This is a genomic window from Streptomyces sp. URMC 126, from assembly GCF_051386555.1.
In the GTDB taxonomy this organism is placed as follows: Bacteria; Actinomycetota; Actinomycetes; order Streptomycetales; family Streptomycetaceae; genus Streptomyces.
The window spans coordinates 1-24,708 of sequence record NZ_JBPQTX010000082.1; the positions used below are offsets into that span (position 1 = coordinate 1).

The window sequence follows — 24,708 nt, forward strand, 5'->3', positions numbered from 1 at the left end:
GGGCGTGAGGGGGGCGAGGGGATCGAGGGCGCCTCGGAGGGGGCTGAGGGCAGCGCCGGTTCGCCCCGTACGTCTCCTGGGCCCGCCTCGTCCCGTACGACCTCCGGGGCCACCGGAGCCTCACCGGCTTCCGCGGGCACTCCGTCCCCGCTCGGTGGTGCGTCCCCGGCCGGCCGGCGGTCCGCCGGCGACGGCTCGCCGATGACTGTGGTCTCCACGGTCGAACTCACCTCGTTCGGATTCATGCCCGACATCCGTCTCCCGGCATCCGGCGATATTTATGCGGGGACGGTCGCCTCCCCCCGCAAATAGCGGAGCCGGGCCTGGTTGGCCATGGAAATGGTCCTTCTGTGCCATGCGCGGCGTGTGTACCGATCACTAATCTGGAAACCGGACCCTCGTAAGACGCCTGGCCGGGCGACCGGCCGGAGGCCCGTACGCCCGTACCGATACGCAAGGCCCGAGGAGGTGAATCACGTGGTTTCGCGGCGCGGTTCGTCCCCCGGCCCGGATCCCGTGGCCCTCATCGAGATCGACCTCTATGGCGAACTGATGATCGCCGCCACGGGCGCGGCCGAGGAGCGGCTGAGTCCGGACCGGATCGACGAGGTGCTGAGAGTCGTCCGGCCCCATCCCCGCCGGCCGGCGGGGGCCGACGCGGACGGCTGAGGGGAACGGCTGAGGGGGACGGTCGAGTGGGAAGGGTCGGCCGGGCGCGTTCCCGGCACTGGCCGGAGCCGTCCCCCGGAACGCCGGAGTCGCCCCCGGAACGCCGGAGTCGCCCCCGGAACGCCGGAGTCGCCCCCGGAACGCCGGAGTCGTACCGGCTCCAGGGCGTGTCTGCCTCAGGGCCACCCCGGCTCAGGACCGCCCTCGCCTCAGGACCGCAGCAGCCGTGCGATGGCCGCCGTCGCCTCGGCGACCTTGGCGTCGATCTCGTCGCCGCCCTTGACCGCCGCGTCGGCGACGCAGTGCCGCAGGTGCTCCTGGAGCAGCTGGAGGGCGAAGGACTGAAGCGCCTTGGTGCCCGCGGAGACCTGGGTGAGTATGTCGATGCAGTAGACGTCTTCCTCGACCATGCGCTGGAGGCCCCTGATCTGGCCCTCGATCCTGCGCAGCCGCTTGAGGTGCTGGTCCTTCTGGTGGCTGTAGCCGTGCGGCCCATGGCTGTGAGCATTGTCGCTTCCGGAGGTGCCGGAGGGGCCGGAGGCTCCCGAGGGCCCAGGGGCCCCCGAGGCCCCGGTCGTCGCGGACGCGGGGCCCGGCCCGCCGTGGCAGGACGCCGCGGCCGGCTCGCCCGTGCCGGCCGCTGTGGTTCCCGTAGTGGTCATGGCGTCCTCCGTTGTCCCGCGCGTACCGCGCCGTCGGCCGGCGCGCCGCCGTCCGTCCGGGGGCGGGACGCGGCGTGTCCCGTGATGGTGCCCGGCTTATACCCCATGGGTATACCCCCGCCGGGTATATGGTAGCGAAATCCCCGGCGCACGGCCGTGAAGAGGTGGTCCCGGCTTGGTGTGCACTCTGCCCGATGGGCGACACTGAGGGAATGCCAGTTAGCTGTGGCCGGATGATGCGCCTAGCATCAACGAGACCGAATCCGCTGCACCCCGAGGATCCCACGTGCGCTTTCGTCTGACCCCCAGGGAGACGAGCTTCTACGACATGTTCGCCGCGTCCGCGGACAACATCGTCACGGGCTCCAAGCTCCTGATGGAACTGCTCGGCGCGGAGCCGTCCGCCCGGGCCGAGATCGCCGAGCGGATGAGGGCAGCGGAGCACGCCGGGGACGACGCGACCCACGCGATCTTCCACCAGCTGAACTCCTCGTTCATCACGCCGTTCGACCGTGAGGACATCTACTCCCTCGCGTCCTCGCTCGACGACATCATGGACTTCATGGAAGAGGCGGTCGACCTGGTCGTCCTCTACCAGATCGAGGACCTGCCGAAGGGCGTCGAGCAGCAGATCGAGGTCCTCGCGCGAGCCGCCGAGCTCACCGCCGAGGCCATGCCGAACCTGCGGACGATGACCAACCTCACCGAGTACTGGATCGAGGTCAACCGTCTGGAGAACCAGGCCGACCAGATCCACCGCAAGCTGCTCGCCCACCTCTTCAACGGCAAGTACGACGCCATCGAGGTGCTCAAGCTGAAGCAGATCGTGGACGTACTGGAAGAGGCGGCGGACGCGTTCGAGCACGTCGCGAACACCGTCGAGACCATCGCGGTCAAGGAGTCCTGACCTCCGGTGGATACGTTCGCACTTGTCGTGACCATCGCGGTCGCGCTCGGATTCACCTATACCAACGGCTTCCACGACTCCGCGAACGCCATCGCCACCTCGGTGTCCACGCGGGCGCTGACCCCCCGCGCGGCCCTGGCGATGGCGGCCGTGATGAACCTCGCCGGTGCCTTCCTCGGCAGCGGGGTGGCCAAGACCGTCAGCAAGGGTCTGATCGAGACGCCGGTCGGCGACAAGGGGATGGGCATCCTCTTCGCCGCGCTGATCGGCGCGGTCGCCTGGAACCTGATCACTTGGTACTTCGGCCTGCCCTCGTCCTCCTCGCACGCCCTGTTCGGCGGCATGGTGGGCGCGGCGCTCGCGGGCGGCACGACCGTCATCTGGTCGGGCGTCGTCGAGAAGGTCGTCGTCCCGATGTTCCTCTCGCCGTTCGTCGGCCTGATCATCGGCTATCTGGTGATGGTCGTGATCATGTGGCTGTTCCGGCGGGCCAACCCGCACAAGGCCAAGCGCGGCTTCCGGATCGCCCAGACGGTCTCGGCTGCCGGAATGGCGCTCGGCCACGGCCTCCAGGACGCCCAGAAGACCATGGGCATCGTGGTGATGGCCCTGGTCATCGGCGACGTGCAGGACAAGGACGCCGCGATTCCGCTGTGGGTCAAGCTCGCCTGCGCGATCACGCTGTCGCTCGGTACGTACGCGGGCGGCTGGCGGATCATGCGGACGCTCGGCCGTCGCATCATCGAGCTGGACCCGCCGCAGGGCTTCGCGGCCGAGACGACGGCCGCCTCGGTGATGTACACCGCGTCGTTCATGTTCCACGCGCCGATCTCGACCACGCATGTGATCACTTCGGCGATCATGGGCGTGGGGTCCACCAAGGGCACCCGGGCGGTGCGCTGGGGTGTCGCCAAGAACATCGTGATGGGCTGGTTCATCACCATGCCGGCGGCCGCCGCCGTGGCGGCGGTCAGTTACTGGCTGGTCCAGCTCGCGTTCGGCTAGCGCCGCGCTTTCCGTTGTGACGGGCCCGCCCCCTGCCATCCAGGGGGCGGGCCCGTTTTCGCTCCCGCGGCGGCACCGCCATGCAGCGCCGCGGGGCGAGTCGTGGGTGCCCCGGTCCCTCCCCCAGAGGGGGGACCCCCATTCCGCCGTTTCCCGGGGGCCGCGCCCCCAGACCCCCGTTTTCGCGGCTTCGCCGCTCGTCCTCAGGCGCCGGACGGGCTGAGAACGGCGTGCCCGCTCCCGCCCGTCCGGCGCGGCGGATCAGCCGAAGCGCCCCGAGATGTAGTCCTCGGTGGCCTGCACCGACGGGTTGGAGAAGATCCGCTCCGTGTCGTCGATCTCGACGAGCTTGCCGGGCTGGCCCACCCCCGCCAGGTTGAAGAAGGCCGTGCGGTCGGAGACGCGCGCCGCCTGCTGCATGTTGTGGGTGACGATGACGATCGTGAAGCGTTCCTTGAGCTCGCCGATGAGGTCCTCGATGGCGAGCGTCGAGATCGGGTCGAGCGCGGAGCAGGGCTCGTCCATGAGCAGGACCTGCGGTTCGACGGCGATGGCGCGGGCGATGCAGAGCCGTTGCTGCTGGCCGCCGGAGAGGCCCGCTCCCGGCTTGTCGAGCCGGTCCTTGACCTCCTTCCAGAGGTTGGCGCCCTTGAGGGACTTCTCGACCACCGCGTCCAGCTCGGACCTGCGGATCCGGCCGCCGTTGAGGCGGATGCCCGCGGCGACGTTCTCGTAGATGGACATGGTCGGGAAGGGGTTCGGCCGCTGGAAGACCATGCCGACCGTCCTGCGGACGGAGACCGGGTCCACGCCGGAGCCGTAGAGGTTCTCGTCGTCGAGCATCACCTTGCCCTCCACGCGCCCGCCCGGGGTGACCTCGTGCATCCGGTTCAGAGTGCGCAGGAAGGTGGACTTGCCGCAGCCGGAGGGGCCGATGAAGGCGGTCACGGAGCGGGGTTCGACGGTCATCGAGATGTCGTCGATGGCCTTGTGGGCGCCGTAGAAGGCGGAGAGGCCGCTGACGTCGATGCGCTTGGCCATGGGGATCACTACTTTCGGGAAATCGAACCGCGTCAGCGGCCGGCCTTGGGGGCCTTCCAGCGGGCGATGCCCCGGGCCACCAGGTTGAGGATCATGACGAAGGCGATCAGGACGAGGGCCGCCGCCCAGGCGCGGTCGTAGCTGGCGTCGTTGCCGGCCGCCCACTGCTCGTAGATGTAGTACGGCAGGGAGGACTGCGCCCCGTCGAACGGGTCGTTGTTGATCACCTGGGAGCCGAAGACCAGCAGCACGATGGGCGCGGACTCGCCGGCGACGCGGGCGACGGCGAGCATGACGCCGGTGGCGATGCCGCCGATGGCCGTGGGGAGGACGACCTTGAGGATCGTCCGCCACTTGGGCACGCCCAGGGCGAGGGAGGCCTCGCGGAGCTCGTTCGGGACGAGTTTGAGCATCTCCTCGGTGGAGCGGACCACCACGGGCATCATCAGGATCGCCAGGGCCATCGAGCCGGCGAAGCCGGAGTAGCCGAAGTCCAGCATGATGATCCAGAAGCTGAGGATGAACAGGCCGGCGACGATCGAGGGGATGCCGGTCATCACGTCCACGAAGAACGTCACGGTCCGCGCGAGCCGGCCCCGGCCGTACTCCACCAGGTAGATGGCCGTCAGCAGGCCCACCGGCGCCGCGATGGCGGTGGCGATGCCGACCTGCTCCAGGGTGCCGATGATCGCGTGGTAGACGCCGCCGCCGGGCTGGATGGTGAGCACGCCGGCCATGGAGTGCGAGAGGAACCCGCCGTCGAGGACCTTGGAGCCGCGGGCGACGGTCTCCCAGATGAGGGAGACCAGCGGGACGACGGCGACCAGGAAGCACATCCACACCAGGCTGGTGGCGAGCCGGTCCGTGGCCTGCCGGCGGCCCTCGACCCGGGCGGTGAGCCCGTAGGTGAGGACGATGTAGAGCACCGCGGCGATCAGGCCCCACTGCACCGTGCTGTCCAGCCCGGCGCCCAGGCCGATTCCGCAGCCGGCGGCGAGGGCGAGGGCGGCCAGGGCGGCCGGGGCCCAGCGCGGCAGGCGGGGCTGGTGCAGGGCGGCGGACGGCAGGGGCGTGTCGTCGGCCGTCGTGGGACGGGTCGTGGTCACGTCGCTCACGAGAACTCCTTGCGGCGGGCGATGATCATCCGGGCCGCGCCGTTGACCAGCAGGGTCAGGACGAACAGGACGAGGCCGGAGGCGATGAGCGCGTCCTTGCCGGTCTCGCCGGACTCCTTGAAGCTGCTCGCGATGTTCTGGGCGAAGGTGCCGCCGCCCGGGTCGAGGAGGCTCGTGGAGATCAGGAAGCTGGGGGAGAGGACGGTCGCGACGGCCATCGTCTCGCCGAGGGCGCGGCCGAGGCCGAGCATCGAGGCGCTGATGACGCCGGAGCGGCCGAAGGGCAGCACCGCGGTCCTGATGACCTCCCAGCGCGTGGCGCCGAGCGCCAGCGCGGCTTCCTCGTGCATCTTCGGCGCCTGGCGGAAGACTTCGCGGCTGACGCTGGTGACGATCGGCAGGATCATGATCGCCAGGAGGATGCCGATGGTGAACAGCGAGCGCGCGGCGCCGTCGTGGTAGGCGAGGACGCCGGTCCAGCCGAAGTACTCGTCGAGCCAGCCGTAGAGGCCGCCGAGGTGCGGGACGAGGAACAGGGCGCCCCACAGGCCGTAGACGATCGACGGTACGGCGGCCAGCAGGTCGATGACGTACGACAGCGGCGCGGCCAGTTTGCGCGGCGCGTAGTGCGAGATGAACAGCGCGATGCCGACGGCCACGGGGACGGCGAGGAGCATCGCGATCAGCGAGCTGACCACCGTGCCGAAGGCCAGGACCGCGATGCCGAAGACGGGCGGGTCGGCGTTGGCCTTCCAGTCGAACGTGGTGAGGAAGTTGCCCTCGTCGACGGAGAGCGCGTGGGCCGCGCGGACGGTGAGGAAGACCGCGATGGCGGCCATGATCACCAGGAGGAGGATGCCGGAGCCCCGGGAGAGTCCGAGGAAGATCCGGTCGCCGGGGCGGACGGTGCTCTTCGTCGCCTTCACCGGCCGTAGTGTCGTGTGCGTCGCGTGTGTCGTCTGCGTCGTCTGCGTCGTCTGTGTCGTCTGTGCGGGGGCGGGCCGTGCCGCCGCCGAGGGGGTGGGGGTGGCGGCCTGGCCGGGTGGCCGGTCGGCCGGTGCCGAGTTGGCTATGTCCATGTCATTCACCGAAGTCTCCGGTCTGCGGGGCCGGGCGCGCTGTCGCGTCCGGCCCGTGGCGCGGCGGTGCACCGGATCGTGCGAACGCCCGAGGGGGCGGTCGCACGGGGGTTCAGGAGAGGCTCGCGACGTTCTCGCGGACCTTCTTGGCGATCTCGGCGGGCAGCGGGGCGTAGCCGAGCTGCTTGAGCACGGACTGCCCGTCCTCACTGGCGATGTAGGTCAGGAAGGACTTGGTGGCCGGCAGCGTCTCGGCCTTGTTGCCCTTGTCGCCGACGATCTCGTAGGTCACGAGGGTGAGCGGGTAGGCGCCCTCGGCCTTGGTGGTGTAGTTGAGCTTGAGGGCCAGGTCCTTGCCGGTGCCGGTGATCTTGGCTTCGGCGATGGCCTTGGAGGCGTTGTCCGGGGTGGCCTCGACCGGGGCGGAGGCGCCGGTGTTGATCTTCACCGTCTTGATGCTGCTGGCCGTGGCGTAGGAGAGCTCGAAGTACGAGATGGCCCCCTGCACCTGCTTGACCTGCGAGGAGACGCCGGCCGAACCGTCCGCCGCCTGGCCGCCCTTGGGGGCCCAGGCCTTCGCGGGCGCGTACGGCCAGGAGTTGCCCGCGGCGGCCTTGAGGTACTTGGTGAAGTTGTCGGTGGTGCCGGACTCGTCCGAGCGGTGGAACGCCTGGATCTTGGTGTCCGGGAGCTTGGCGTCCTTGTTCAGCTTGGCGATCGCCTCGTCGTTCCACTTCTCGATCTTGCCGTCGAAAATCTTGGCGAGCGTCTCGGCGTCGAGGACGAGGTTGTCCACGCCCGGCAGGTTGTAGCCGATGGCGATCGGCCCGCCCACCATGGGCAGGTTGATGCCCTGGCCACCCTTGACGACGTCCTTGGACTTGGCGACCTCCTCCGGCTTCAGCGGCGAGTCGGAGCCCGCGAAGGCGGTCTTGCCCTGCAGGAACTCCTGGATGCCGGCGCCGGATCCGGTGGCCTTGTAGTTGATCTGGATGTCCTTGCAGGCGGTCATGAAGTTCTTGACCCACAGGTCCATCGCGTTCTTCTGCGCGGACGAGCCGGAGGCCAGCAGCTGGCCCTTGCCCTCGCACTTGACGTTGGACGCCGTCTTGGAGCTGCCGTTGCCCCCCTGACCGCCGTCGCCGTTGTCGTCCGAGCCGCACGCCGTGAGGACCAGTGCGCCGGAGACGGCGATGGCGCCGAAGGCGACGGCCCGGAGCCGGTTCTTGCGCTGAAGCTTCACTTTCGGGTGTTCCTTCCGGGAGCCGCCGCTGGGGCGGCGTGCGAGGAGTGGGTGGTGCGGTGTCGGGATTCTGCGGTTTCCGGTCGTACGCGTGGAGCGGCCACGCACGGGTGGTGGCCGCGCAGCCCCTGTTCTACGGCCGAAATTAAGCAGATCAGGTGAAGCCGTCGAAGGAGGGAGGTGAACGAGGGGTGAACCTCGGCCGTCAGGGCGGTGGAAGCGATCGAATCGAGCCAGCGCGGGATTCCGGACAACTGTGACGCAGATCTCTGTCCGTTCGCCCGCCCCCGTGACACGATCCGTTCCGCGCGTTGCGGCATGTGAGGACGTGGCGTTCGAGTCGCGGAGGTATTCCGGTGGGGCGGAACGGCGGAGCCGTTGGTGGCGTGGACAAGGACGTGAGCGGGGAACTCGCGGGGAGCGCCGCGGTGGATGCCCGGCCGGTCTCCCGGACCCTCTCCCGGGCGAGCAGACCCGGCTTCCGGACGCCCGCACTCCGTCGGATCGTGATCGCGACCATGGTCGCCTGTGCCGCCGGAGCCGCGCTCCCGCAGGCCGCCTGGGCCGACCCGACGCCGCCCCGGAAGAGCCTGGAGGAAGTCCACCAGGAGGTGGAGAGCCTCTACCGGAAGGCCGAGTCGGCCACGGACGCGTACAACGCGGCGGACGAGCAGACCCGGCTGCAGGAGAAGAACGTCGGCGACCTCACCAAGCGGGTGTCCGCCGCCGACGAGCGGGTGCGCGAGCTGAAGGACCGCGTCGGCGAGCTGGCCCGTACCCAGTACCGCACCGGCGGCCTGGCACCGTCCACGCGGCTGTTCATGGCCCGTTCGCCCGAGGAGTTCCTGGAGGCGATCGACACCACCCGCCGGGGGCAGGACGCCACCCGCCGGCTGCTGGCCGAGACGGAGTCGGCCAAGGCGGAGCTGGAGAAGTACGTCAAGGCCGCCGACGAGCGGTGGAAGCGGCTCAAGGCCGAGCGGAAGAAGAAGGACGAGGCCAAGAAGGAGATCGAGGCCCGCCTCGACGCCGCGAAGAAGCTGGAATCGCGCCTGGAGGAGAAGGAGCGCGCGCGGCTGCGGCAGATCGAGGAGGAGAAGGCCCGGCAGGCGCAGCGGGCGTGGCTCGCCTCCGACGCCCTCAAGGGTGTCTCCCTGCACGACGCCGGTACGGCCACCGAGGCCGGGCGCCGCGCGGTCGAGTTCGCCACCGCGCAGATCGGCAAGGACTACGTCTGGGGTGCCGTGGGCCCGGACACCTACGACTGCTCCGGCCTCACCTCACGCGCCTGGGCGACGGCGGGACGCGGGATACCGCGCACGTCGCAGGAGCAGTGGCGGCAGCTGCCGAAGGTCGACGTCAAGGACATGCGACCGGGCGACCTCATCATCTACTTCTCGGACGCGAGCCACGTCGCGATGTACGTGGGCGACGGGATGATGGTGCACGCGCCGCGGCCCGGCCGGCAGGTGACGATGGCGGGGGCGGGCTCGATGCCGATCCTCGGGGTGGTCCGGCCGGGGGCGTGAGGCGCGCTCGCGTGCGGGGCATCGAGGCGCGCGGGGGTGTGCGGGCGTACGAGCCGGAGCGGGGTGCGCGCTCCCTCCGTACCTCGGTACCTGTGCACCCCGGCTGTCGGGACGTGGCGGGGGCCTGAGAAGTGACCGCCGTCTCGTCAGGGACGTCGCTCATGTAACGGCGGTCACGTAAGCGCGATCACGTAAGCCCGGTCACGTAACTCGGGCCACAGGAGCGGCAACACGTGAGGCAGGCCACGTAACGCACGTCACGGGCGCCCGCGTTCGCGCTCCAGAGCGGGTCTCGTACGGTTTACGGAAGGGCGCGCGGCCCGTTCTCGCACGTACGTGTGCGACGTGACGTTTCTCATGACGTTTTCCTCCCGGCCCGCCCCAAAAGCGGCGTTGGCGACGGCATATGACGGAGGCGTGTGGCTCCGTACCATTCCGTTCGCCCGCGGCCTGCCGCTACTGTCGCGTTCGGGCGCCGCCGTCGTACGCGACGCCGCCCTCGGGGGTGGGGCGCCTCCCGGCGATCGCCGGGGGAGGAAGGAAACCGACGTGATGCCCGTATCCGCACCCGGCCCGGTGGCGTCCGCCGCCGGATCGTCCGACGGCGGGCTGACCCTGCTGGTCATCGAGGACGACCCGACGGGGTCGCTCTCCATGCCCGAGCTGGCCGACACGACCGTGGTGGCCGGCAAGCCGGTCCGCATCCGCACCGCGCGGAACCTCACCGAGGCGGAGCGGCTGCTCACCCACGACGTCCAGTGCGTCCTCCTCGACCTCGCCCTGCCCGCGGCGGAGTGCGGAGGCGGCGACCCCGGCGCGCCCGGCGACGAGCTGGAGACCCTGCGCCGGGTGCTGCGGCTCGCCCCACGGCACGCCGTCCTCGCGCTGACCTCGGAGAACGACGCCGAGCGGGCCGCCGAGGCGGTCCGGGTCGGCGCGCAGGACTACCTCTTCCGCGACGAGCTGGACGGCCGCGTGCTCAGCCGCGCCATCCGCTACGCCGTCGAGCGCAAGCGCGCCGACCTGGCCCAGCACCAGCTCACCGAGTCGCGGCTGTGCGCCCAGGAGAACGCCCGGCTGGAGCGCGGCCTGCTGCCCAACCCCCTGCTGGCCGGCTCCGACCTGCGGTTCGCCGCCCGCTACCGGCCGGGCCGGAGCCGCGCCCTGCTCGGCGGCGACTTCTACGACACCGTCCGGACGCCCGACGGCACGGTCCACGCGATGATCGGCGACGTCTGCGGGCACGGCCCGGACGAGGCGGCGCTCGGTGTCGAACTCCGCATAGCCTGGCGGGCGTTGACCCTCGCCGGAATGCACGGCGCCGAGCTGCTCGGCACCCTCCAGGAGGTCCTGGAGCACGAGCGCGCCGACGAGGAGATCTTCGCGACGCTCTGCACGCTGGACATCGCACCCGACGGCCGTTCCGCCGGCCTCTTCCTGGCCGGCCACCCCGCCCCGCTCCTGGCCCGCCCCGGCGAGCCGCCCTGCCTGCTGCCGCAGGACGACGGCGGGCCGGCCCTCGGTCTGCTGCCGGAGGCGCGCTGGCCGCGGCTGGAGGTGGGACTCGGCGACGCCTGGAGCCTCCTGATGTACACGGACGGCCTGATAGAGGGCCGGGTCGGCGAGGGCGCGCGGCGGCTCGGGCAGGAGGGGATGATGGAAATGATCGCCCGTCAGATGAAGGAGGGGCTGTCGGGCGAGGAGCTGCTGGACGCGGCCGTCACCGAGGTCCGGGCCCTGAACGGCGAGGAACTGACGGACGATCTGGCGGTGCTGCTGCTCGACCGCTGACACCTTCCGGCCCCGCCGGGGCGGTGGGCGGCGGCTCGGCGGCGCCTCAGCGACCGCCGTTGTACGGCCCGTACGGACCGTCGGAGCTGGAGCCCCGGCGGCGCGGGCCGCGCCCCGACACCTGCTTCAGGGCCGGGCGTACGTCGACGAAGTAGACGATCGTGGCCACCAGCCCCAGGATCGGCAGGAAGCCCCACACGCCGAGGAACAGGTTCACGGCGACGGCGAGGCCGAGGATGATCAGCCAGAAGCCCTTGTTCTGCTTGTCGGCGGCCCGGTAGGCGTCCTCGCGGTGGACCGCCGCGTTGACGAAGGCGGCCAGAGCGAAGGCCAGCAGGCCCACGGACACGAAGGCCCAGATCGTGTTGAAGCCCTGCACCAGCATTGCCGCCCACCTCTTGTCCGTCCGTGCGACGTGTACGGTCCCGTCCGTGCTGCCCACCGTACTCGGGGAACGGCCGGAAGGCGGGGGAGGTGCCCGGATCTCCCGCCGCCCCGCGGCGGCCGTGTCGGCGGAGTCCGTACGTACGGACCGGGACGGACCGTTACGAGGCGTGCCGGTCCGTCGCGGTCCGTCGGTCCCCGCCGTCGTCGGTCAGGCGTCCGTCTTGGCGCCGGCGCCGGTGTCGTCGGACTTCTTGGCGGCGGTCTTCCGCGTGCCGCCGCTCTTCCGGGCGGCGGGCTTGTCGCCGTCGGCGGCCTTCTCGGCCTTGCCGTCGGCGTCGTCCGCCTTCTCGTCCTTCACCGCCTTCTCGTCCTTCGCGGCCTTCTCGTCCTTCTCCGGCTTCGCGGACGGCTCGGTGGCCACCGGGATCTCGGCGACCTCGGCAGCCTGCTCGCCGCGCCAGGTGCGCACGGCCTCCCGGCCGCGCTCGGCCAGCTTCTCGAAGGTCTCGCCGCCCCGGGCGGCCAGCCCGACCGCCTGCCCGACGCCCTGGAGCGCCAGGTCCTGCGCGGTCTGCCCGAGCTTCTTCAGGTCGCCGTCGAGGGCCCCGACGATCTCGCCGACCTTGGCCGTGACCTGCGCCTGGGCCTCCTTGGCCTGCTTGCTCACCCGGCCGCCGAGCTCCTTCGGGTCGGTCTGCCGCAGCTGCTCCAGCCGACCGGGAGCCTCGGCGACCACCTGCCCGAGCTTCTCGGCGGCGAGATCGGCGGCACCGGCCGCCGCGTAGGCCGTGTCGGTGGCCGCCTTGCGGATGTCCTGGGTGGTGATGGCCATGCGATGGGTCTCCCGTCTCGCGTTACGGCCGGCCCCGGAAGGGGTCAGCCGGAGGGCTTGCTGTCGTCGTCCTTCGTCGGCCCGTTCTCCCTGCGGAACGAGTCGTAGATGTCCAGCAGGACCTGCTTCTGCCGCTCGGTGATCGAGGGATCGGCGAGGATCACGCTGCGCACCTCCGCCTCCTCCCGGGCCCGCTCGTCGAGGATCCCGGCCTGCACGTACAGCGTCTCCGCCGAGATCCGCAGCGCCTTCGCCAGCTGCTGCAGGATCTCCGCGCTCGGCTTCCGCAGGCCGCGCTCGATCTGACTGAGGTAGGGGTTGGACACTCCCGCCGCGTCGGCGAGCTGACGCAGCGTCAGCTGCGCGTTGCGCCGCTGCTCGCGCAGATACTCGCCGAGGTTGCCGACGTTGAGCGATCCCATGCGGCCGATGCTGCCGCATGGCGCTAACTTTTGCAAGCGTCTGCTTGCAGGAGTTGCCTACGGGAGCGCGTTCGCCGACAAAACGGCCCGCGGCCCTCTGACGTGTCTCGCTGAAGGCGAGTCGGTCTCGGTCTGTCCGAACCATCCGGCCGTCTGTCTCGGTCGACCTTGGTCATCTGCCGATCTGTTGTCCTGTCGCACGGCAGATGGCGGATTCTCATGCGGTCTCACGCCGTAGGCCGCGTTCTCATCGTTCCTGTCACGGTCGTTCGCGGCTGGTACGCGAGGGCCGGAGGGGCCGATGGACCTGTTCGGCGGAGACCGACGGCGGTAGCGATCCGGACGTGGCCCGCCCGGACGATGAACCGGCCGCGGCTCCGGACCGCGGCTCCCGCCGCTGACGGTCGGCCGTCAGCGGCGGGTCTCGATCCGCAGGTCGCCGGTGGTCACCCGGCGGATGGGCTCACTCGCCAGCAGCTCGTGCGGCTGGCCGAGGTCGATCGCGCCCGCCGCGTCGAGCCGGGCCAGTTGGGCGTCCGTCAGCTCGACGGCCAGGGCGCCCAGGTTGTCCTCCAACTGGGCGGCGGTGCGGGCGCCGAGCAGCGTGCTGGTCACGCCCGGCTTCCGCAGCGTCCAGGCCAGCGCCACCTGGGCCGGGGTGTGCCCCAGCTCGCCGGCCACCTCACGGACCACCCCGGCCACGCCGAGGCTTCGCTCGGTGAGGGTACCCAGGGCGAGGTTGTGACTCCGACGGGTGCTCCCGTCGGGGCCGGCGCCCGTCGCGCCCAGGTCCTTCCGGTCGTACTTGCCGCTGAGCACCCCGCCGCCGAGCGGCGAGTACGGGACCACGCCCAGGCCCAGCTCCCGGGCCATCGGGATCAGGTCGCGCTCCGCGGTGCGTTCGATCAGGCTGTACTCGACCTGCAGCGCGACCAGCGGCGACCAGCCACGCAGGTCGGCGATCGCCTGCATCCGGGACACCTGCCAGGCCGGGGTGTTGGAGATCGCCACGTAGAGCACCTTGCCCTGCCGGACCAGGTCGTCCAGGCCGCGCAGCACCTCCTCCACCGGCGTCCGGAAGTCCCATACATGCAGGTACAGCAGGTCGAGGTAGTCGGTGCGCAACCGCCGCAGGCTGCCCTCCACCGAGCCGAACAGCGCCTTGCGGTGCCCGCCCCCGGAGTTCGGGTCGCCGGGGCGGCGCAGGGTCGAGTACTTGGTCGCCAGCACCAGGCGTTCGCGCTCCTCGTGGGCGAACTCGCCCAGCAGGCGCTCGGAGCTGCCCTCGGTGTAGGTGTCGGCGGTGTCGAGGAGGTTGCCGCCGAGCCCGACGTAGCGGTCGAACAGCTTGCGGGCCTCGGCCCGTTCGGCGCCCCACCCCCATTCGGTGCCGAAGGTCGCGGTGCCCAGGGCCAGCGGTGAAACCCGCAGTCCCGAGCGGCCCAGCAGCCGGTAGTCGTCCAAGGCCAGTGCCATCAGGTCCTCCTGTGCTCGCGTGTGCTCGCGTTCCGTTGCCGGACCGAGTCTGCGGCGGCGGCCGGCCCCGGATAAGGGAGGGAACTTCCTGGGAAGGCCGGTCCCACCCTGGCGGTTGGACCGGTCATGACGACGCGAACCGTGGACACCACCGGGGAACTGGCCGCCTTCCTGCGCAGCAGGCGCGAACGGCTGGACCCGGACCGGCTGGGCCTGCCCGCGCGCCGGCGGGCCCGGCGGACGCCCGGACTGCGCCGAGAGGAGGTCGCCGAACTGGCCGGGGTCAGCACCGACTACGTGGTCCGGCTGGAGCAGGGCCGTGGACTGCGGCCCTCGGTGGAGGTGCTGGTGGCGCTGGCCCGGGCCCTGTGCCTGGAACCGGGCGAACGTGACTACCTCTTCGACCTGGCCGGACACCGCCGCCCCGGCACCACCGGTGGGCCGCCCGCCGGCGCGGCGCCGTCGCTGGCCCGCCTGGTCGACGACCTCTCGCCGCTGCCCGCCGTACTGATGGACCACCGCTACGACCTGCTGGCGTGGAACCCCGAAATGGCCCGCCTGCTACCGGGCTTCGACGCCGTGCCGCCGGAGCGGCGCAATGCCATGTGGCTCTGCCTGCTGCACCCGCCGATGCGCGGCTTCTACACCGACCGGGAGCAGGTGCTGCGGGACGGCATCGCCCACCTGCGCGCGGCATGGGCCGCGCACCCGGAGGACCGGGCACTGTCCGGCCTCATCGCCGAGTTCGCCGCGCAGGACGAGGACTTCGCCCGCTTGTGGTCGGCGCGGGAGGTCGGCGTCAACGGACGCGGCCGGAAGTCGCTGCGGCATCCGGTCGCCGGTGCGATCACCGTCGACTTCGAAGTCCTGCTGCCGCTCCAGGACCCGGAACTGCGCCTGCTGGTCTACCGCGCGGCGGACGAGGAGAGCCGCGTGTCCCTGGACCGTCTGTGCGCGCGGTGACTGGTGCCGACAAGGAGACCGACAACTCATGGTCGGTTGCGAGAAGCGTGACCACTTGGTGCCGGCAAGCGTGTTGGGAGCGGCCCGCCGCCGGCTCCGCCCCTCCCTGGACGACAGCACCAGTGCCCCCGAGGACGCGAACGTATGAAACCGCTCTCTGAGATGACCGAACGTGAGTACTTCGCCTGCGTCGGCCGGCGTCCCGGCATGTTCGTCGGCAGGGCCTCGTTCCCCATGCTGGCCGCGTTCCTGACCGGCTACGACCAGCATGCTCTTCGGTACGGTGGGGGCGGGCTGACCGGCTGGCGCGAGTGGCTCGTCGCCCGTCGCGGGCGCGACTGTCAGCATGCTTGGCCCGGCCAGGTGCTTCACATCGCCTTCCCGGGCGGATGGGACGACCTCTGGAACCTGTCGCCCGAGGACGAGCGGCACGCGATCAGGGTCCTGTTCGAGCTCCTCGACGCGTTCGCGGCCGAGCGCGAAGCGGTCAGGGGCACACCGTTCTCGGGCTGACCGGCGTGTACCCGCCCAGGCGGCGTGCGCGGGGTGGTGGTTTGGCAGGGTAGGGCACCAGGACGGGAGGGGGGATGCGGTCCATGCCGGACGTTCCGTCGCTGCTGCCGGCCCCATGGTGGGTCCCCGAGGGCGGAATGCGCGCATTCGAGCGGGAACTGCGTCGCGAGCTTTCCCCTGGGCACCCGCTGCACGGGGCGGAGGTCGTCGCCGTGGCGGTGTGCGAAGGATGTGACGACGTCCTGTTCGAGGTCGCGAACGGGCCGTTCCCCTGGGCCGTGGTTCATCTGACGTGGACAGGTCGCGAAGAGCGTGCGCCCTGGCCGAAGACGACGCCGTTGGCGGGTCCGGCCGGCCTCCTGCCCGAGTGGGCCGGCCACGGCTGCGAGGGCGTGGAGGCGGTCGAACCGTGAGCGTGCCGGGTGCGTACGGGGAGCCCCGCGCCGGGACGCCCCGCCCGTGATCCCTCCCGAGTGGCAGGACGCCGGCGACAACCTCTGGGGCGTTCTGCGGGGGCGCGGGCTTTCCGACGTGGTCGAGAGCTTCGTCCGGGCCGGTTGGACGTCGCGGCCGTCGTCCTGGTGCGCGTACGAAGTCGGGACCACCTGGTGCGAGGCCGAGCTCGACGCGGTCGGTGAGACCGAGATCCTGCTGAGTGGCGTCACCGACCCCGACGGGCTCGATGCTCTCGCGGCGCTGCTCTCCCGGTCGGGGCTGGGTTTCCGTCTTGAGCTGTACGACGGGAACGGTGAGCTGCGCCGCGAGATCATCGCGGCTGTCTGAGGAGGCCGTGGGTCACCGGGACCCTTCCGGTGCCGGGGCGGGGACCAAGCGGTGGACGGTCAGCGGCTCGGCCAGGATCTCCTCCAGGACCTCCGCGACGTGGCGGAAGTGCGGGGTGGCGAAGTGCTCGGCGAGCGCCTGCTCGTCCGTCCACTGCTCGACGATCACCATGCGGGCGGGGTCGTTGGGGTCGACGTAGGGGCGGTAGGCGAGGCAACCGGGTTCTTCCAGGGACGGCTCGATCATCGCTTCCAGGGCGGTGCGGAGGCGGTCCTCCCGGCCGGGGGAGGCGAGGCATTCGGCGACGACGAAGAGGGGCATGGCGGGGTCTCCTTCTGGCGTGACGTGGCGGGTGGTAGTGGTGACGGTAGTAGGAGCGGTGACGGCGGTGGTGGTCAGGGGCGTGCGGGGCCGGTGCCCGCGCCGGTGGTGGTGATGGCGGTGGCGATCTCCTCCAGGTCGTCCGGCGTCAGGTTCACCGACGCCCCGCCGATCCAGCCGTCGACCTGTCCGGGCGTGCGGGCGCCGACGATGGCCCCCGTGATGCCGGGCCAGGCCAGCACCCAGGCGAGGGCGGTCTCCGCGACGGTGGCGCCGTGCCGTTCGGCGACGGGTCGCAGGGCGTCGGCCAGCCGGAGGTTGGCGTCCAGGCCGGTGGTGAAGTCGCGGTGGGCGGTCCGCCAGTCGCCCGCGGGGAGGTTCGCGACGCGTTCGGCGGAGAAGGTGCCGGTGAGCAGCCCGGACTGGAGCGGGGAGTAGGTGATCACGCCCGTTCCGTGGGCGTGTGCCCAGGCGATCTCGTCCGCGGCGGAGCGGTTGATCGCGGAGAAGGGCGGCTGGACGACGTCGACGTGGGCGATCCGCTCGGCGGCCGCCAGCTGCTCGGGAGCGTGGTTGGACAGGCCGATCGCCCGGACCTTGCCCTCGGCCTTCAGGTCGGCCATGACCTGCCAGTACTCCTCCAGCGGGGTGGCGTTCGGCGAGACGGCGCCGCTGCCGTCGCCCACGTACTCCAGCGACTCGCCGGTGTCCGGCCAGTGCACCTGGTAGAGGTCGATGTGCTCGACGCCGAGCCGGCGCAGCGAGTCCTCGAGTTCCCTGCGGACGCTCTCGGGCCGCATGATCCGGCGGGGCGCGGCTTCCGGGCGGTCCGGGTCCCAGACGAGGCCGACCTTGGTGAAGAGGTACGGGCGGTCGGCCGCGGACAGGCCGGCGACGGCCTTGCCCACCAGCTCCTCGGCGTGGCCCAGCCCATAGACGGCGGCCGTGTCGATCCAGTTGACGCCCGAGGTGACGGCGTGCCGGATCGCGGCGACCGACTCGGCGTCGTCGGTGTCACCCCAGCCGAAGAACCAGCCGGAGCCGGCCACGGCCCAGGAGCCGAGGCCCAGGCGGGTGATGTTCATGTCGGTGGTGCCCAGCGGACGGGTGGGGAGGGGGGTGCCGCTCATGTCAGTTCTCCTTGGTGTGGCTTGCGATGCCCACACTCTGGTCGCCCGGGCGCGGCCCACCCAGTGGCGGCCCGTGCCTGGGCACGGCGTGACCAGGCTCGGACGGGGACAGCGGGCGGCGGGAGCGGCGATACTCGCCGCATGGCACTGGACAGACGGGCGGAGTTGGGCGAGTTCCTGCGCTCCCGCCGGGCCCGGTTGCGGCCCGCGGAGCTGGGACTACAGGAGTACGGGGGCCGACGGCGGGTTCCCGGGCTGCGGAGGGAGGAACTGGCCCGGCTGGCCGGGGTGAGCGTGGACCACTACGTCCGTCTGGAGCAGGGGCGCACCCTGCACTTCTCGGAGGCGGTCCTGGACGCGGTCGCCCGCGCCTTGCGTCTGGACGCGGTGGAGCGCGAGCACCTGTACCGGCTGGCGCGGCCCTGGCCGGACTCCGCACGGCCGGAGGGCCCGGCACCGGCCCAGCGGGTGCGGCCGGGGCTGCGCCGGCTGCTGGACTCGGCGGCGGACGTGCCGGCGTACATCGTCGGGCGGAACACCGACGTCCTGGCGTGGAACCGGCTCGCGGCCGCCCTGATCACGGACTTCGGCGCCCTGCCGCCCCGGCAGCGGAACCTGGCCCGGCTGGTGTTCCTGGACGAGGGAGTGCGCGGCCTGTACGCCGACTGGCGCGGGAAGGCGAGCGACGTCGCCGCCTACCTCCGGCTCGACGCCGGACGGCATCCGGACGATCCGGAGACGGCGGAGCTGATCGCCGAACTCTCCTCCACCAGTCCCGAGTTCGCCGAGGCCTGGGCCGAGCACCGGCTCAAGGACAAGACGCACGGGCGGTACCTCTACCGGCACCCGGCGGTCGGTGAACTCGACCTGGGTTTCGAGACGTTGCGGCTGCCCGACGACCCGGATCAGGCACTGATCGCCCACACGGTGGAGCCGGGTTCGGCGTCCGAGACGGCGCTGCGGCTGCTGGCGGTGTGGGACCGGGAGGACGCGCCGACGGGTCGGTGACCTCGCGCGACGGGCGTGGGCCCGGGGGGCGAGGGGCGGGAGTGAGCCCGCGGCGTCTCACGTATCGGGGCCGGCGAACGGCGTAGCGAGCTCGCCCCGGCGGGCCGGGCGGCTTCTCACGTTGTCGCCACCGTCAGCGCGAGCGTCCCGGCGGCGAGCGCGAAGTAGGCGCCTGGAAAAGCGATGTTGTGGAAGACGCGGGCGCGGAAGTGGGCGATCAGGGCGCCCGCGTAGAAGAGGACGAGTCCGACGGCGGCGGCGACGCCGAGGGCCTCGACACCGAGGAGCCCGAGCAGGAGGCCGACGGCGCCGGCCGCTTTCAGCGTGGCGAGCATCGGGATCCACGACCGGGGGACGTTCACCTCCGCCGAGTTGGCGACCACGAAGTCGAGCTCGGCGTAGTCGCCCGCCGCGATGGCGGCGTTGGCGGCGATGGTGAGGACGGTGACGACGACGTATGCGGTGAACATGCGGTTCCGGTTCCGTTCGGAGGAGGAGGAGGTACGAGGGCCGGCGTCGACCCCGTAAGCCTCCCCCGGAGCCCGGTCGGCGTCCAATACCCGCATCCATAACCTGACGGAATGGATGTCGACACACGTCTGCTCCGCTCCTTCGTCGCCGTGGCGGAGGAAGGGGGTGTCTCGCGTGCCGCCGAGCGGCTGTTCGTCTCCCAGCCGGCGCTCACCAAGCAGATCAGACAGTCGGAGAGCCGGCTCGGTGCGACGTTGTTCGTCCGGTCCCGTACGGGTATGACGCTCACCGGGCCCGGCCGCGTCCTGGCCGAGCGGGCGCCCGACCTGCCGGCCGGTTGGGACGCGGCGCGGCGGGACACCCGCCGGGCGGCCGGGCCGCCCGCGTACTGCGGGCCGGCTTTCCGGCCGGCGCCGCCAACGAGGCGACCCAGCACATCGTCGCGGAGTTCGCGCGGCACCGGCCAGGTTGGCGGGCGGAGATGCGGCAGGCCGCCTGGTCGGACCCGACCGCCGGGCTGGCCGACGGTGAGGTGGACGTGGCACTCCTGCGGCTGCCCTTCCCCGGGCAGGCGGCGGTGCGCGTGGAGACGCTGTTCACCGAGCCGCGCTGGGTGGCCCTCGCCGCCGGTCATCCGCTCGCCGCGCGGGAACGGATCGCCTTCCGGGAGCTGTGGGACGAGCCGTTCGTCGCCGCGCCGCCCGAGACCGGCCGGTGGCGCGACCACTGGCTGGCCCTGGACGAACGCGACGGCCGCCCGGTCCGGGTGGGCGCGGTCACGGACCAGCCGGACGAGTGGCTCAGCGCGATCGCCAACGGCTACGGGGTCGCTCTCGCTCCGGAGTCGGCGGCTCGGTTCTACGCGCGGCCGGGGGTGGTCTGCCGCCCTGTCGACGGGGTGAGCCCGAGCGGGGGGGCGTGGCGGCCTGCCGACGACGCGGATGAGGTGGTGCGGGCGTTTGTCCGGTGCTGCTTGGAGGTCGGGAGGTAGAGAGCCGCCCGTTGTCCTTCCCGTTCGTCGTTGCTCCGGGAGTCCTGCCGGCAGGCGGGCCGCGCGCCCGGGCAGCGGACATGACAAGCTGCGCGGTGATCGTCCGCCCGTCCTGCCGCCGGCCGCTAGCATGCCGCCGCATGACCATGCGCAGACAGGACGGGTACGAACTCTCCACCGATCCCGACCGCCTTGACGTCGGTCTCGTCCATCACTGGCTGTCCACCGACGCGTTCTGGGCCATCGGCCGCAGCCGCGAGACCGTCGAGAAGTCCGTCGCGGCCTCCCTCAACTTCGGGGTGTACGACCCCGAGGGCCGGCAGGCCGGTTACGCGCGGGTGGTCACCGACCTGGCGACGTTCGGCTGGCTCTGTGACGTGTACGTCGCCCCGGACCACCGGGGCCGCGGCCTCGGCGCCTGGCTCGCGACGGCGGTCCGCGACCACCTCGCCCCGTATCGGCTCAAGCGCCTGATGCTCAGCACCAAGGACGCCCACGGGCTGTACGCGCAGGTGGGGTTCGGGCCCGTGCGCGACCCGGGCCGGCTCATGATGATGAGCTTCGAGGACGCCCCGCTCCCGGATCCGGCCGGCTGAGGCCCGGCCGGTCAGGCCGCCTTGTCCGTCGCCTTGTCCGTCACTGTGTCCGCCGCCGCACTGGCCTGCGCGTCCGGCGGCAGGACGCGGCGGGCGCCCCAGGCCCCCAGCGGAGCGAGGGCGGCGTTCAGGTCGCGCCCGTCCTCGGTGAGCGAGTACTCGACCTTGGGCGGAACGGTCTCGTGTACCCGCCGGTGGACGATGCCGTCCGTTTCCAGCTCGCGGAGCTGCTGCGTGAGCACCTTCTCGCTCACGCCCGGCAGCGACCGCCGCAGCGCTCCGAACCGGCGGGGCCCGTCCCGGAGTTCCCAGAGGACGAGCACCTTCCACTTGCCTTCGATCACGTGCATGGCGGCGTCTAACGGACAGTGGTACGGCGTCAGCTTCGTCACCGTCCCATGGTCCCACCGCGCCGTACGGGCCCGCCCGGCCGGCAGCGGCGGTCAGACGGTGTACGGGCGGGCCGCCCGGGCCTCGCGGAGGGAGACGGCCCACCAGGTGAGCTGGTCGAGCAGCACCTTGGCCGCCCCGGCCGCCCGGTGCCCCGCCTCCTCGTCGAGGTGACGGCCGGAGGCGTCGAACGCGCCCCACGGGCTGTGGAAGCTGACGGTCTCGCGGATGGTGACGGCGTGCAGTTCCGCCAGGACCGGCCGCAGGTGCTCGACCGCCCGCAGGCCGCCGGACAGCCCGCCGTAGGAGACGAACGCCACCGGCTTGGCCCGCCACGGGGTCGTGTGCCAGTCGATCAGCGCCTTCAGGGAGGCCGGGTAGCTGTGGTTGTACTCGGGCGTGACGATGACGAACGCGTCCGCCCGTTCCAGCCGCGGCGACACCGCGGCGAGCAGCTCCGCCTCCTCCGGCTCGGGGTTCGGGCCGAGCCGGGCCGGGAGCGGGTGTTCGGCGAGGTCGAGGACGTCGACCTCGATGTCGTCGCGCTCGGCGAGGTGGGTGCCGAGCCAGCCGGCGACGGTCGGGCCGAAGCGGCCCTGCCGGGTGGAGGCGACGATGACGGTGAGGCGGTAAGGGGCGTGGGACACGGCTGGTCCTCCGGATGACGGACGGCGGGTGGGAGCCCGGCGTGGACGGCGAATGGGGGCGCGCCCGGCGCGGTCGTGCGGCGGGGGCGATGGGAAAGAGCTTGATACCTCAACCTTGGTGGAGGTCAAGCGGTCTTCGTCGCGATCGGCGGGCGGCCCGCCACGGCCCGTACGCCCGCACGCGTACGCACCCGGCGTGCGTACCCCGTCCCGCGCCCCGTCCCCGCGCCCCGTCCCCGCGCCGCGTCAGAACATGTCAGGGCACCACGGCCGGCGCGCCGTCCGCAGCAGCAGGTCCGCCCGCGCCGCGGCCCCCGGCCGCTCCTCGGCGGCGAGCCCGGCCGCCACCAGCCGTGCGGCCGACTCGTCGCCGAGGTACAGGGACCCCAACGCGCCCGCGCCGAGGGTGAGATCGGCGTCCCGCGTCGTGGACGAGCAACTGCCGCCGTCCGGCCCGGCGTCCAGCAGATAGCGCCCGGCGGCGTACCCGTCCGGGTCGGTGACCTCCAGGACGAGGGAGCCCTCGGCGGCGTACGTCCGTGCCTCCAGCAGCGCCGGCACGTCGAGCGGGCGGAGCCACAGGAAGTCGGTCTGGGCCGTGGTGGCCCGCGCGGCGCGCGGGTCCGGCAGGAGCAGCGGCATGACGTCGTCGGGGGCGCGGTAGCCGGAGTCGACGACGGTGAGCCAGTCGACGGAGAGCAGGAAGTGCCACAGGGCGCGCTCGGCCGCGGGGGAGACGGCGACGAGGTCGCGGACGGTCGCCTTGTTCTCGGGCTGCTTGGCGGTCCACTGCTCTTCGACCCCGTACGTCAGCAGGCCGTCGACCCGTCCCTCCGGCGACCGGTACAGCACATGGAACGGTTCCTTCCAGCCCGTGGGGTGGGGAAGGTCCCCGGTGGCGAACCGCCACCAGCGCTCGGTGCGATCGACGGCGCCGTGCCGGGTGGCGCGCAGCCGTTCGTGCAGGGCGGGGCCGAGCTCGCGGACCGTGGCGCCGTCCGCGAAGTCCACCCGCCCGCCGCACTCGGGGCCCGCGTACCGCCGGTCGAGCCCGGCGCGGGCGACGTGCACCTCCCACGTGCTGCAGAAGGTGGCCGCGCCGAAGCCGAACCGGCCGTAGATCGGGTACTCGGCGGCGATCAGCGTCGCCGCCGCGTCCCCGCGCTCCTCGGCGGCGGCCAGGTCGCGCGCCATCATCCGGCTGAGCACCCCGCGCCTGCGGTGTGTGGGGGAGACGGTGACGTTGGTGATCGCGTTCACGGCGGGCTGGGCGCCGCCGGGCACCGTCAGCCACTGCGGATGGCTGCGGAACGTGCCGACGCAGCGCCCGCCGTCGAAGGCGCCCTGGGAACGGGCGAGGTCCATGCCCGCCCCGCGCACCTCCACCTCGTCCTTGGCGGGCGTCGGGGAGATGAGGAAGCCGGTGCGCATGGCGGTGATCCAGGCAGTCAGGTCGCTGTCGTCGATCGTCCGTATGTCAAGTGCCATACGCCGTACGGTAGGCGGACCCTTTGGGTGGACGCCCCCCAATTTCGGGGGCGCGACGCCGGCCTGCCGGGGCGGACGTGCGGACACCGGCTTCCGGATGGTCGCCTCGGCTTTCGGACGGCCGCGGCTTCGGACGGCCGCACGGCCTTGGACGGCCGCACCGGGTGGCCGCGGATGGCCGGCACGGCGTCCGGCCGGTCATCCGTCCCAGGCGCCGGCGATCAGAACGCCGCCCGGATCTCCCCGACGCGCTCGCCGCCGCCCAGCAGCGGGGTGTCGGCGATCCGGGCGAGGACGGGCGACTCGACGCCCAGCAGCCCCAGCGCGCGGGCCAGCACCGGGCCGAGGCTCCTCAGCGAACCGTCGTCGATCTTGAAGGCCAGGGCCCGGCCGTCCGGCAGCGCCACCGCCTGCACCGCCTCCGCGCCCATCTTCGACAGCGCGCCCGGCACCTCGCGCATCAGCCAGGTGTCGGGACGGCGGGTGCCGGCCACGTACTCCGGGTGGGCGCGCATCGCGTCCGCCACCCGCCGCTCCGGCGTCCCGGGCTCGGCGAGCACGAAGTGGCGGAAGGCGCGGGCGAGGCCCGTGAGGGAGACGGCCATCAGGGGCGCCCCGCAGCCGTCCGTACCGACGTGCGCGACGCGCTCGCCGCTCGCCTCCTCGACGGCGCGCAGGGCGAGCCGCTGGAGCGGGTGGGCGGGGTCCAGGTACGAGTCGACCGGCCAGCCGTTGGCGGCGGACGCGGCGATCATGGCGGCGTGCTTGCCGGAGCAGTTCATGGTGACCCGGTCCCGGACCCGGCCCGCGGCCAGGTAGGCCTCCGCCTCGGCGGGGTCCAGCGGCAGGTCCGGCGGGGTCTGGAGATCGCCCTCGGCGAGCCCGAACTCGTCCAGCATGGTGCGGACCAGATCCAGGTGGAACGCCTCGCCCGAATGGCTGGCCGCCGCGAGGGCGAGCCGCTCCCCGGAGAGGTCGAGACCGGCCCGGAGGACGGCCGCGGCCTGCATGGGCTTGTTGGCGGACCGCGGGAAGACGGGCGCCGAGGGGTCGCCGAGCGCCAGCTCCACACTGCCGTCCGCCCCCAGCAGCACCAGCGAGCCGCGGTGCCGGCCCTCGACGAAACCGGACCGGACCACCTCGGCGAGGACCGGGCGGGCCGTGGCGTCGTCCCCGCGGGGTATCACGGGCTGGGAAGGGTGGGTGGTGCTCATGGGGCGGGCCTTCCCGGGGGGGGGGCCGCCCCCCG

The 24,708-nt window shown here is 72.2% G+C and carries 27 protein-coding genes and 2 pseudogenes; 12 read left to right on the forward strand and 17 right to left on the reverse strand.

The window, feature by feature from the left end; genetic code table 11:
* Positions 1-218, reverse strand: a pseudogene (locus ACSNOK_RS12865) (hypothetical protein); the annotation flags it as partial.
* A gap of 259 nt (positions 219-477) precedes the next feature.
* On the opposite strand from ACSNOK_RS12865, the gene ACSNOK_RS12870 reads away from it, so the two are divergent.
* Positions 478-669 (forward strand): hypothetical protein, encoded by a 192-nt coding sequence (locus ACSNOK_RS12870; RefSeq protein ID WP_436780771.1) that lies wholly within the window; start codon positions 478-480, stop codon positions 667-669.
* A gap of 209 nt (positions 670-878) precedes the next feature.
* Here ACSNOK_RS12870 and ACSNOK_RS12875 read toward each other — a convergent pair whose 3' ends face one another.
* The gene (locus ACSNOK_RS12875) at positions 879-1,331 is read right to left on the reverse strand and encodes a metal-sensitive transcriptional regulator (RefSeq protein ID WP_436780772.1); all 453 of its coding nucleotides are present in this window, start codon (positions 1,329-1,331) and stop codon (positions 879-881) included.
* Positions 1,332-1,617: 286 nt separating this feature from the next.
* On the opposite strand from ACSNOK_RS12875, the gene ACSNOK_RS12880 reads away from it, so the two are divergent.
* Positions 1,618-2,238 (forward strand): DUF47 domain-containing protein, encoded by a 621-nt coding sequence (locus ACSNOK_RS12880; RefSeq protein WP_436780773.1) that lies wholly within the window; start codon positions 1,618-1,620, stop codon positions 2,236-2,238.
* Between the two features lie 6 nt (positions 2,239-2,244).
* Positions 2,245-3,243, forward strand: coding sequence for an anion permease (locus ACSNOK_RS12885; protein WP_436780774.1), 999 nt, complete (start codon positions 2,245-2,247; stop codon positions 3,241-3,243).
* Between the two features lie 261 nt (positions 3,244-3,504).
* Here ACSNOK_RS12885 and pstB read toward each other — a convergent pair whose 3' ends face one another.
* From pstB to pstS, 4 genes are all read right to left on the reverse strand, one after another.
* The gene (gene pstB / locus ACSNOK_RS12890) at positions 3,505-4,284 is read right to left on the reverse strand and encodes a phosphate ABC transporter ATP-binding protein PstB (RefSeq protein ID WP_436780775.1); all 780 of its coding nucleotides are present in this window, start codon (positions 4,282-4,284) and stop codon (positions 3,505-3,507) included.
* Positions 4,285-4,316: 32 nt separating this feature from the next.
* Positions 4,317-5,399 (reverse strand): phosphate ABC transporter permease PstA, encoded by a 1,083-nt coding sequence (gene pstA, locus ACSNOK_RS12895; protein WP_436780776.1) that lies wholly within the window; start codon positions 5,397-5,399, stop codon positions 4,317-4,319.
* Positions 5,396-6,472, reverse strand: a complete 1,077-nt coding sequence (gene pstC / locus ACSNOK_RS12900) for a phosphate ABC transporter permease subunit PstC (RefSeq protein WP_436780795.1) — start codon at positions 6,470-6,472, stop codon at positions 5,396-5,398. Before pstC ends, pstA begins: the two co-directional genes overlap by 4 nt.
* 118 nt (positions 6,473-6,590) lie before the next feature.
* On the reverse strand, positions 6,591-7,721 hold the full coding sequence (gene pstS / locus ACSNOK_RS12905) for a phosphate ABC transporter substrate-binding protein PstS (RefSeq protein WP_436780777.1): 1,131 nt from the start codon (positions 7,719-7,721) through the stop codon (positions 6,591-6,593).
* Between the two features lie 518 nt (positions 7,722-8,239).
* Between pstS and ACSNOK_RS12910 the strand changes: the two genes are divergently transcribed.
* Entirely contained in the window at positions 8,240-9,250 is a 1,011-nt protein-coding gene (locus ACSNOK_RS12910; RefSeq protein ID WP_436780796.1) for an NlpC/P60 family protein, read from the forward strand.
* A gap of 552 nt (positions 9,251-9,802) precedes the next feature.
* Positions 9,803-11,041: a PP2C family protein-serine/threonine phosphatase gene (locus tag ACSNOK_RS12915; RefSeq protein ID WP_436780778.1), complete on the forward strand. Its 1,239-nt coding sequence runs from the start codon at positions 9,803-9,805 to the stop codon at positions 11,039-11,041.
* Positions 11,042-11,087: 46 nt separating this feature from the next.
* Here the strand turns inward: ACSNOK_RS12915 and ACSNOK_RS12920 are convergent, their stop codons facing one another.
* The 4 genes from ACSNOK_RS12920 to ACSNOK_RS12935 form a co-directional block, all read right to left on the reverse strand.
* Positions 11,088-11,426 (reverse strand): DUF2516 family protein, encoded by a 339-nt coding sequence (locus ACSNOK_RS12920; protein ID WP_436780779.1) that lies wholly within the window; start codon positions 11,424-11,426, stop codon positions 11,088-11,090.
* Between the two features lie 210 nt (positions 11,427-11,636).
* Positions 11,637-12,260: a hypothetical protein gene (locus tag ACSNOK_RS12925; protein ID WP_436780780.1), complete on the reverse strand. Its 624-nt coding sequence runs from the start codon at positions 12,258-12,260 to the stop codon at positions 11,637-11,639.
* Positions 12,261-12,304: 44 nt separating this feature from the next.
* Positions 12,305-12,682 (reverse strand): helix-turn-helix domain-containing protein, encoded by a 378-nt coding sequence (locus ACSNOK_RS12930; RefSeq protein WP_436780781.1) that lies wholly within the window; start codon positions 12,680-12,682, stop codon positions 12,305-12,307.
* Between the two features lie 411 nt (positions 12,683-13,093).
* The gene (locus ACSNOK_RS12935) at positions 13,094-14,158 is read right to left on the reverse strand and encodes an aldo/keto reductase (RefSeq protein WP_436780782.1); all 1,065 of its coding nucleotides are present in this window, start codon (positions 14,156-14,158) and stop codon (positions 13,094-13,096) included.
* Between the two features lie 126 nt (positions 14,159-14,284).
* On the opposite strand from ACSNOK_RS12935, the gene ACSNOK_RS12940 reads away from it, so the two are divergent.
* The 4 genes from ACSNOK_RS12940 to ACSNOK_RS12955 all read left to right on the forward strand — a co-directional run bounded on the left by ACSNOK_RS12940 (position 14,285) and on the right by ACSNOK_RS12955 (position 16,417).
* Positions 14,285-15,121: a helix-turn-helix transcriptional regulator gene (locus tag ACSNOK_RS12940; RefSeq protein WP_436780783.1), complete on the forward strand. Its 837-nt coding sequence runs from the start codon at positions 14,285-14,287 to the stop codon at positions 15,119-15,121.
* 162 nt (positions 15,122-15,283) lie between these two features.
* Complete coding sequence (locus tag ACSNOK_RS12945) at positions 15,284-15,634, forward strand: hypothetical protein (RefSeq protein ID WP_436780784.1); 351 nt, start codon at positions 15,284-15,286, stop codon at positions 15,632-15,634.
* An 83-nt stretch (positions 15,635-15,717) separates the two neighbouring features.
* Entirely contained in the window at positions 15,718-16,047 is a 330-nt protein-coding gene (locus ACSNOK_RS12950) for a hypothetical protein (protein ID WP_436780785.1), read from the forward strand.
* A 46-nt stretch (positions 16,048-16,093) separates the two neighbouring features.
* Positions 16,094-16,417: a hypothetical protein gene (locus ACSNOK_RS12955; RefSeq protein ID WP_436780786.1), complete on the forward strand. Its 324-nt coding sequence runs from the start codon at positions 16,094-16,096 to the stop codon at positions 16,415-16,417.
* A 12-nt stretch (positions 16,418-16,429) separates the two neighbouring features.
* On the opposite strand, the gene ACSNOK_RS12960 is transcribed toward ACSNOK_RS12955, so the two are convergent.
* Together ACSNOK_RS12960 and ACSNOK_RS12965 are read right to left on the reverse strand one after the other, a co-directional pair.
* On the reverse strand, positions 16,430-16,738 hold the full coding sequence (locus ACSNOK_RS12960) for a putative quinol monooxygenase (protein WP_436780787.1): 309 nt from the start codon (positions 16,736-16,738) through the stop codon (positions 16,430-16,432).
* A gap of 74 nt (positions 16,739-16,812) precedes the next feature.
* Positions 16,813-17,868, reverse strand: coding sequence for an aldo/keto reductase (locus ACSNOK_RS12965; RefSeq protein WP_436780788.1), 1,056 nt, complete (start codon positions 17,866-17,868; stop codon positions 16,813-16,815).
* A 141-nt stretch (positions 17,869-18,009) separates the two neighbouring features.
* On the opposite strand from ACSNOK_RS12965, the gene ACSNOK_RS12970 reads away from it, so the two are divergent.
* Positions 18,010-18,876 carry a helix-turn-helix transcriptional regulator gene (locus ACSNOK_RS12970; RefSeq protein WP_436780789.1) on the forward strand — a complete coding sequence of 289 codons (867 nt, stop codon included), beginning with the start codon at positions 18,010-18,012 and terminating at the stop codon, positions 18,874-18,876.
* Between the two features lie 116 nt (positions 18,877-18,992).
* On the opposite strand, the gene ACSNOK_RS12975 is transcribed toward ACSNOK_RS12970, so the two are convergent.
* The gene (locus ACSNOK_RS12975) at positions 18,993-19,346 is read right to left on the reverse strand and encodes a DoxX family protein (RefSeq protein WP_436780790.1); all 354 of its coding nucleotides are present in this window, start codon (positions 19,344-19,346) and stop codon (positions 18,993-18,995) included.
* A gap of 111 nt (positions 19,347-19,457) precedes the next feature.
* On the opposite strand from ACSNOK_RS12975, the pseudogene ACSNOK_RS12980 reads away from it, so the two are divergent.
* A pseudogene (locus ACSNOK_RS12980) lies at positions 19,458-20,338 on the forward strand (LysR family transcriptional regulator).
* A 140-nt stretch (positions 20,339-20,478) separates the two neighbouring features.
* Positions 20,479-20,934 carry a GNAT family N-acetyltransferase gene (locus ACSNOK_RS12985; RefSeq protein WP_436780791.1) on the forward strand — a complete coding sequence of 152 codons (456 nt, stop codon included), beginning with the start codon at positions 20,479-20,481 and terminating at the stop codon, positions 20,932-20,934.
* 11 nt (positions 20,935-20,945) lie between these two features.
* Here the strand turns inward: ACSNOK_RS12985 and ACSNOK_RS12990 are convergent, their stop codons facing one another.
* The 4 genes from ACSNOK_RS12990 to ACSNOK_RS13005 form a co-directional block, all read right to left on the reverse strand.
* Positions 20,946-21,284: a winged helix-turn-helix transcriptional regulator gene (locus ACSNOK_RS12990; RefSeq protein ID WP_436780792.1), complete on the reverse strand. Its 339-nt coding sequence runs from the start codon at positions 21,282-21,284 to the stop codon at positions 20,946-20,948.
* Positions 21,285-21,377: 93 nt separating this feature from the next.
* Positions 21,378-21,971 carry an NADPH-dependent FMN reductase gene (locus ACSNOK_RS12995; protein ID WP_436780793.1) on the reverse strand — a complete coding sequence of 198 codons (594 nt, stop codon included), beginning with the start codon at positions 21,969-21,971 and terminating at the stop codon, positions 21,378-21,380.
* A gap of 246 nt (positions 21,972-22,217) precedes the next feature.
* The gene (locus ACSNOK_RS13000; RefSeq protein WP_436780794.1) at positions 22,218-23,459 is read right to left on the reverse strand and encodes a GNAT family N-acetyltransferase; all 1,242 of its coding nucleotides are present in this window, start codon (positions 23,457-23,459) and stop codon (positions 22,218-22,220) included.
* Between the two features lie 221 nt (positions 23,460-23,680).
* Positions 23,681-24,673 (reverse strand): asparaginase, encoded by a 993-nt coding sequence (locus tag ACSNOK_RS13005; RefSeq protein WP_436780797.1) that lies wholly within the window; start codon positions 24,671-24,673, stop codon positions 23,681-23,683.
* Positions 24,674-24,708 lie beyond the last annotated feature (35 nt).

Coding starts and splice junctions, on each gene's coding strand:
- ACSNOK_RS12970 (WP_436780789.1), top strand. CDS start 18,010: ATGGCACTGGACAGACGGGCGGAGTTGGGCGAGTTCCTGCGCTCCCGC.
- ACSNOK_RS12960 (WP_436780787.1), bottom strand. CDS start 16,738: ATGCCCCTCTTCGTCGTCGCCGAATGCCTCGCCTCCCCCGGCCGGGAG.
- ACSNOK_RS12985 (WP_436780791.1), top strand. CDS start 20,479: ATGACCATGCGCAGACAGGACGGGTACGAACTCTCCACCGATCCCGAC.
- ACSNOK_RS12945 (WP_436780784.1), top strand. CDS start 15,284: ATGACCGAACGTGAGTACTTCGCCTGCGTCGGCCGGCGTCCCGGCATG.
- ACSNOK_RS12990 (WP_436780792.1), bottom strand. CDS start 21,284: ATGCACGTGATCGAAGGCAAGTGGAAGGTGCTCGTCCTCTGGGAACTC.
- ACSNOK_RS12975 (WP_436780790.1), bottom strand. CDS start 19,346: ATGTTCACCGCATACGTCGTCGTCACCGTCCTCACCATCGCCGCCAAC.
- ACSNOK_RS12920 (WP_436780779.1), bottom strand. CDS start 11,426: ATGCTGGTGCAGGGCTTCAACACGATCTGGGCCTTCGTGTCCGTGGGC.
- pstB (WP_436780775.1), bottom strand. CDS start 4,284: ATGGCCAAGCGCATCGACGTCAGCGGCCTCTCCGCCTTCTACGGCGCC.
- ACSNOK_RS12915 (WP_436780778.1), top strand. CDS start 9,803: ATGCCCGTATCCGCACCCGGCCCGGTGGCGTCCGCCGCCGGATCGTCC.
- ACSNOK_RS12950 (WP_436780785.1), top strand. CDS start 15,718: ATGCCGGACGTTCCGTCGCTGCTGCCGGCCCCATGGTGGGTCCCCGAG.
- ACSNOK_RS12925 (WP_436780780.1), bottom strand. CDS start 12,260: ATGGCCATCACCACCCAGGACATCCGCAAGGCGGCCACCGACACGGCC.
- ACSNOK_RS12965 (WP_436780788.1), bottom strand. CDS start 17,868: ATGAGCGGCACCCCCCTCCCCACCCGTCCGCTGGGCACCACCGACATG.
- ACSNOK_RS12910 (WP_436780796.1), top strand. CDS start 8,240: ATGGTCGCCTGTGCCGCCGGAGCCGCGCTCCCGCAGGCCGCCTGGGCC.
- ACSNOK_RS13000 (WP_436780794.1), bottom strand. CDS start 23,459: ATGGCACTTGACATACGGACGATCGACGACAGCGACCTGACTGCCTGG.
- ACSNOK_RS12935 (WP_436780782.1), bottom strand. CDS start 14,158: ATGGCACTGGCCTTGGACGACTACCGGCTGCTGGGCCGCTCGGGACTG.
- ACSNOK_RS13005 (WP_436780797.1), bottom strand. CDS start 24,673: ATGAGCACCACCCACCCTTCCCAGCCCGTGATACCCCGCGGGGACGAC.
- ACSNOK_RS12930 (WP_436780781.1), bottom strand. CDS start 12,682: ATGGGATCGCTCAACGTCGGCAACCTCGGCGAGTATCTGCGCGAGCAG.
- ACSNOK_RS12875 (WP_436780772.1), bottom strand. CDS start 1,331: ATGACCACTACGGGAACCACAGCGGCCGGCACGGGCGAGCCGGCCGCG.
- ACSNOK_RS12940 (WP_436780783.1), top strand. CDS start 14,285: ATGACGACGCGAACCGTGGACACCACCGGGGAACTGGCCGCCTTCCTG.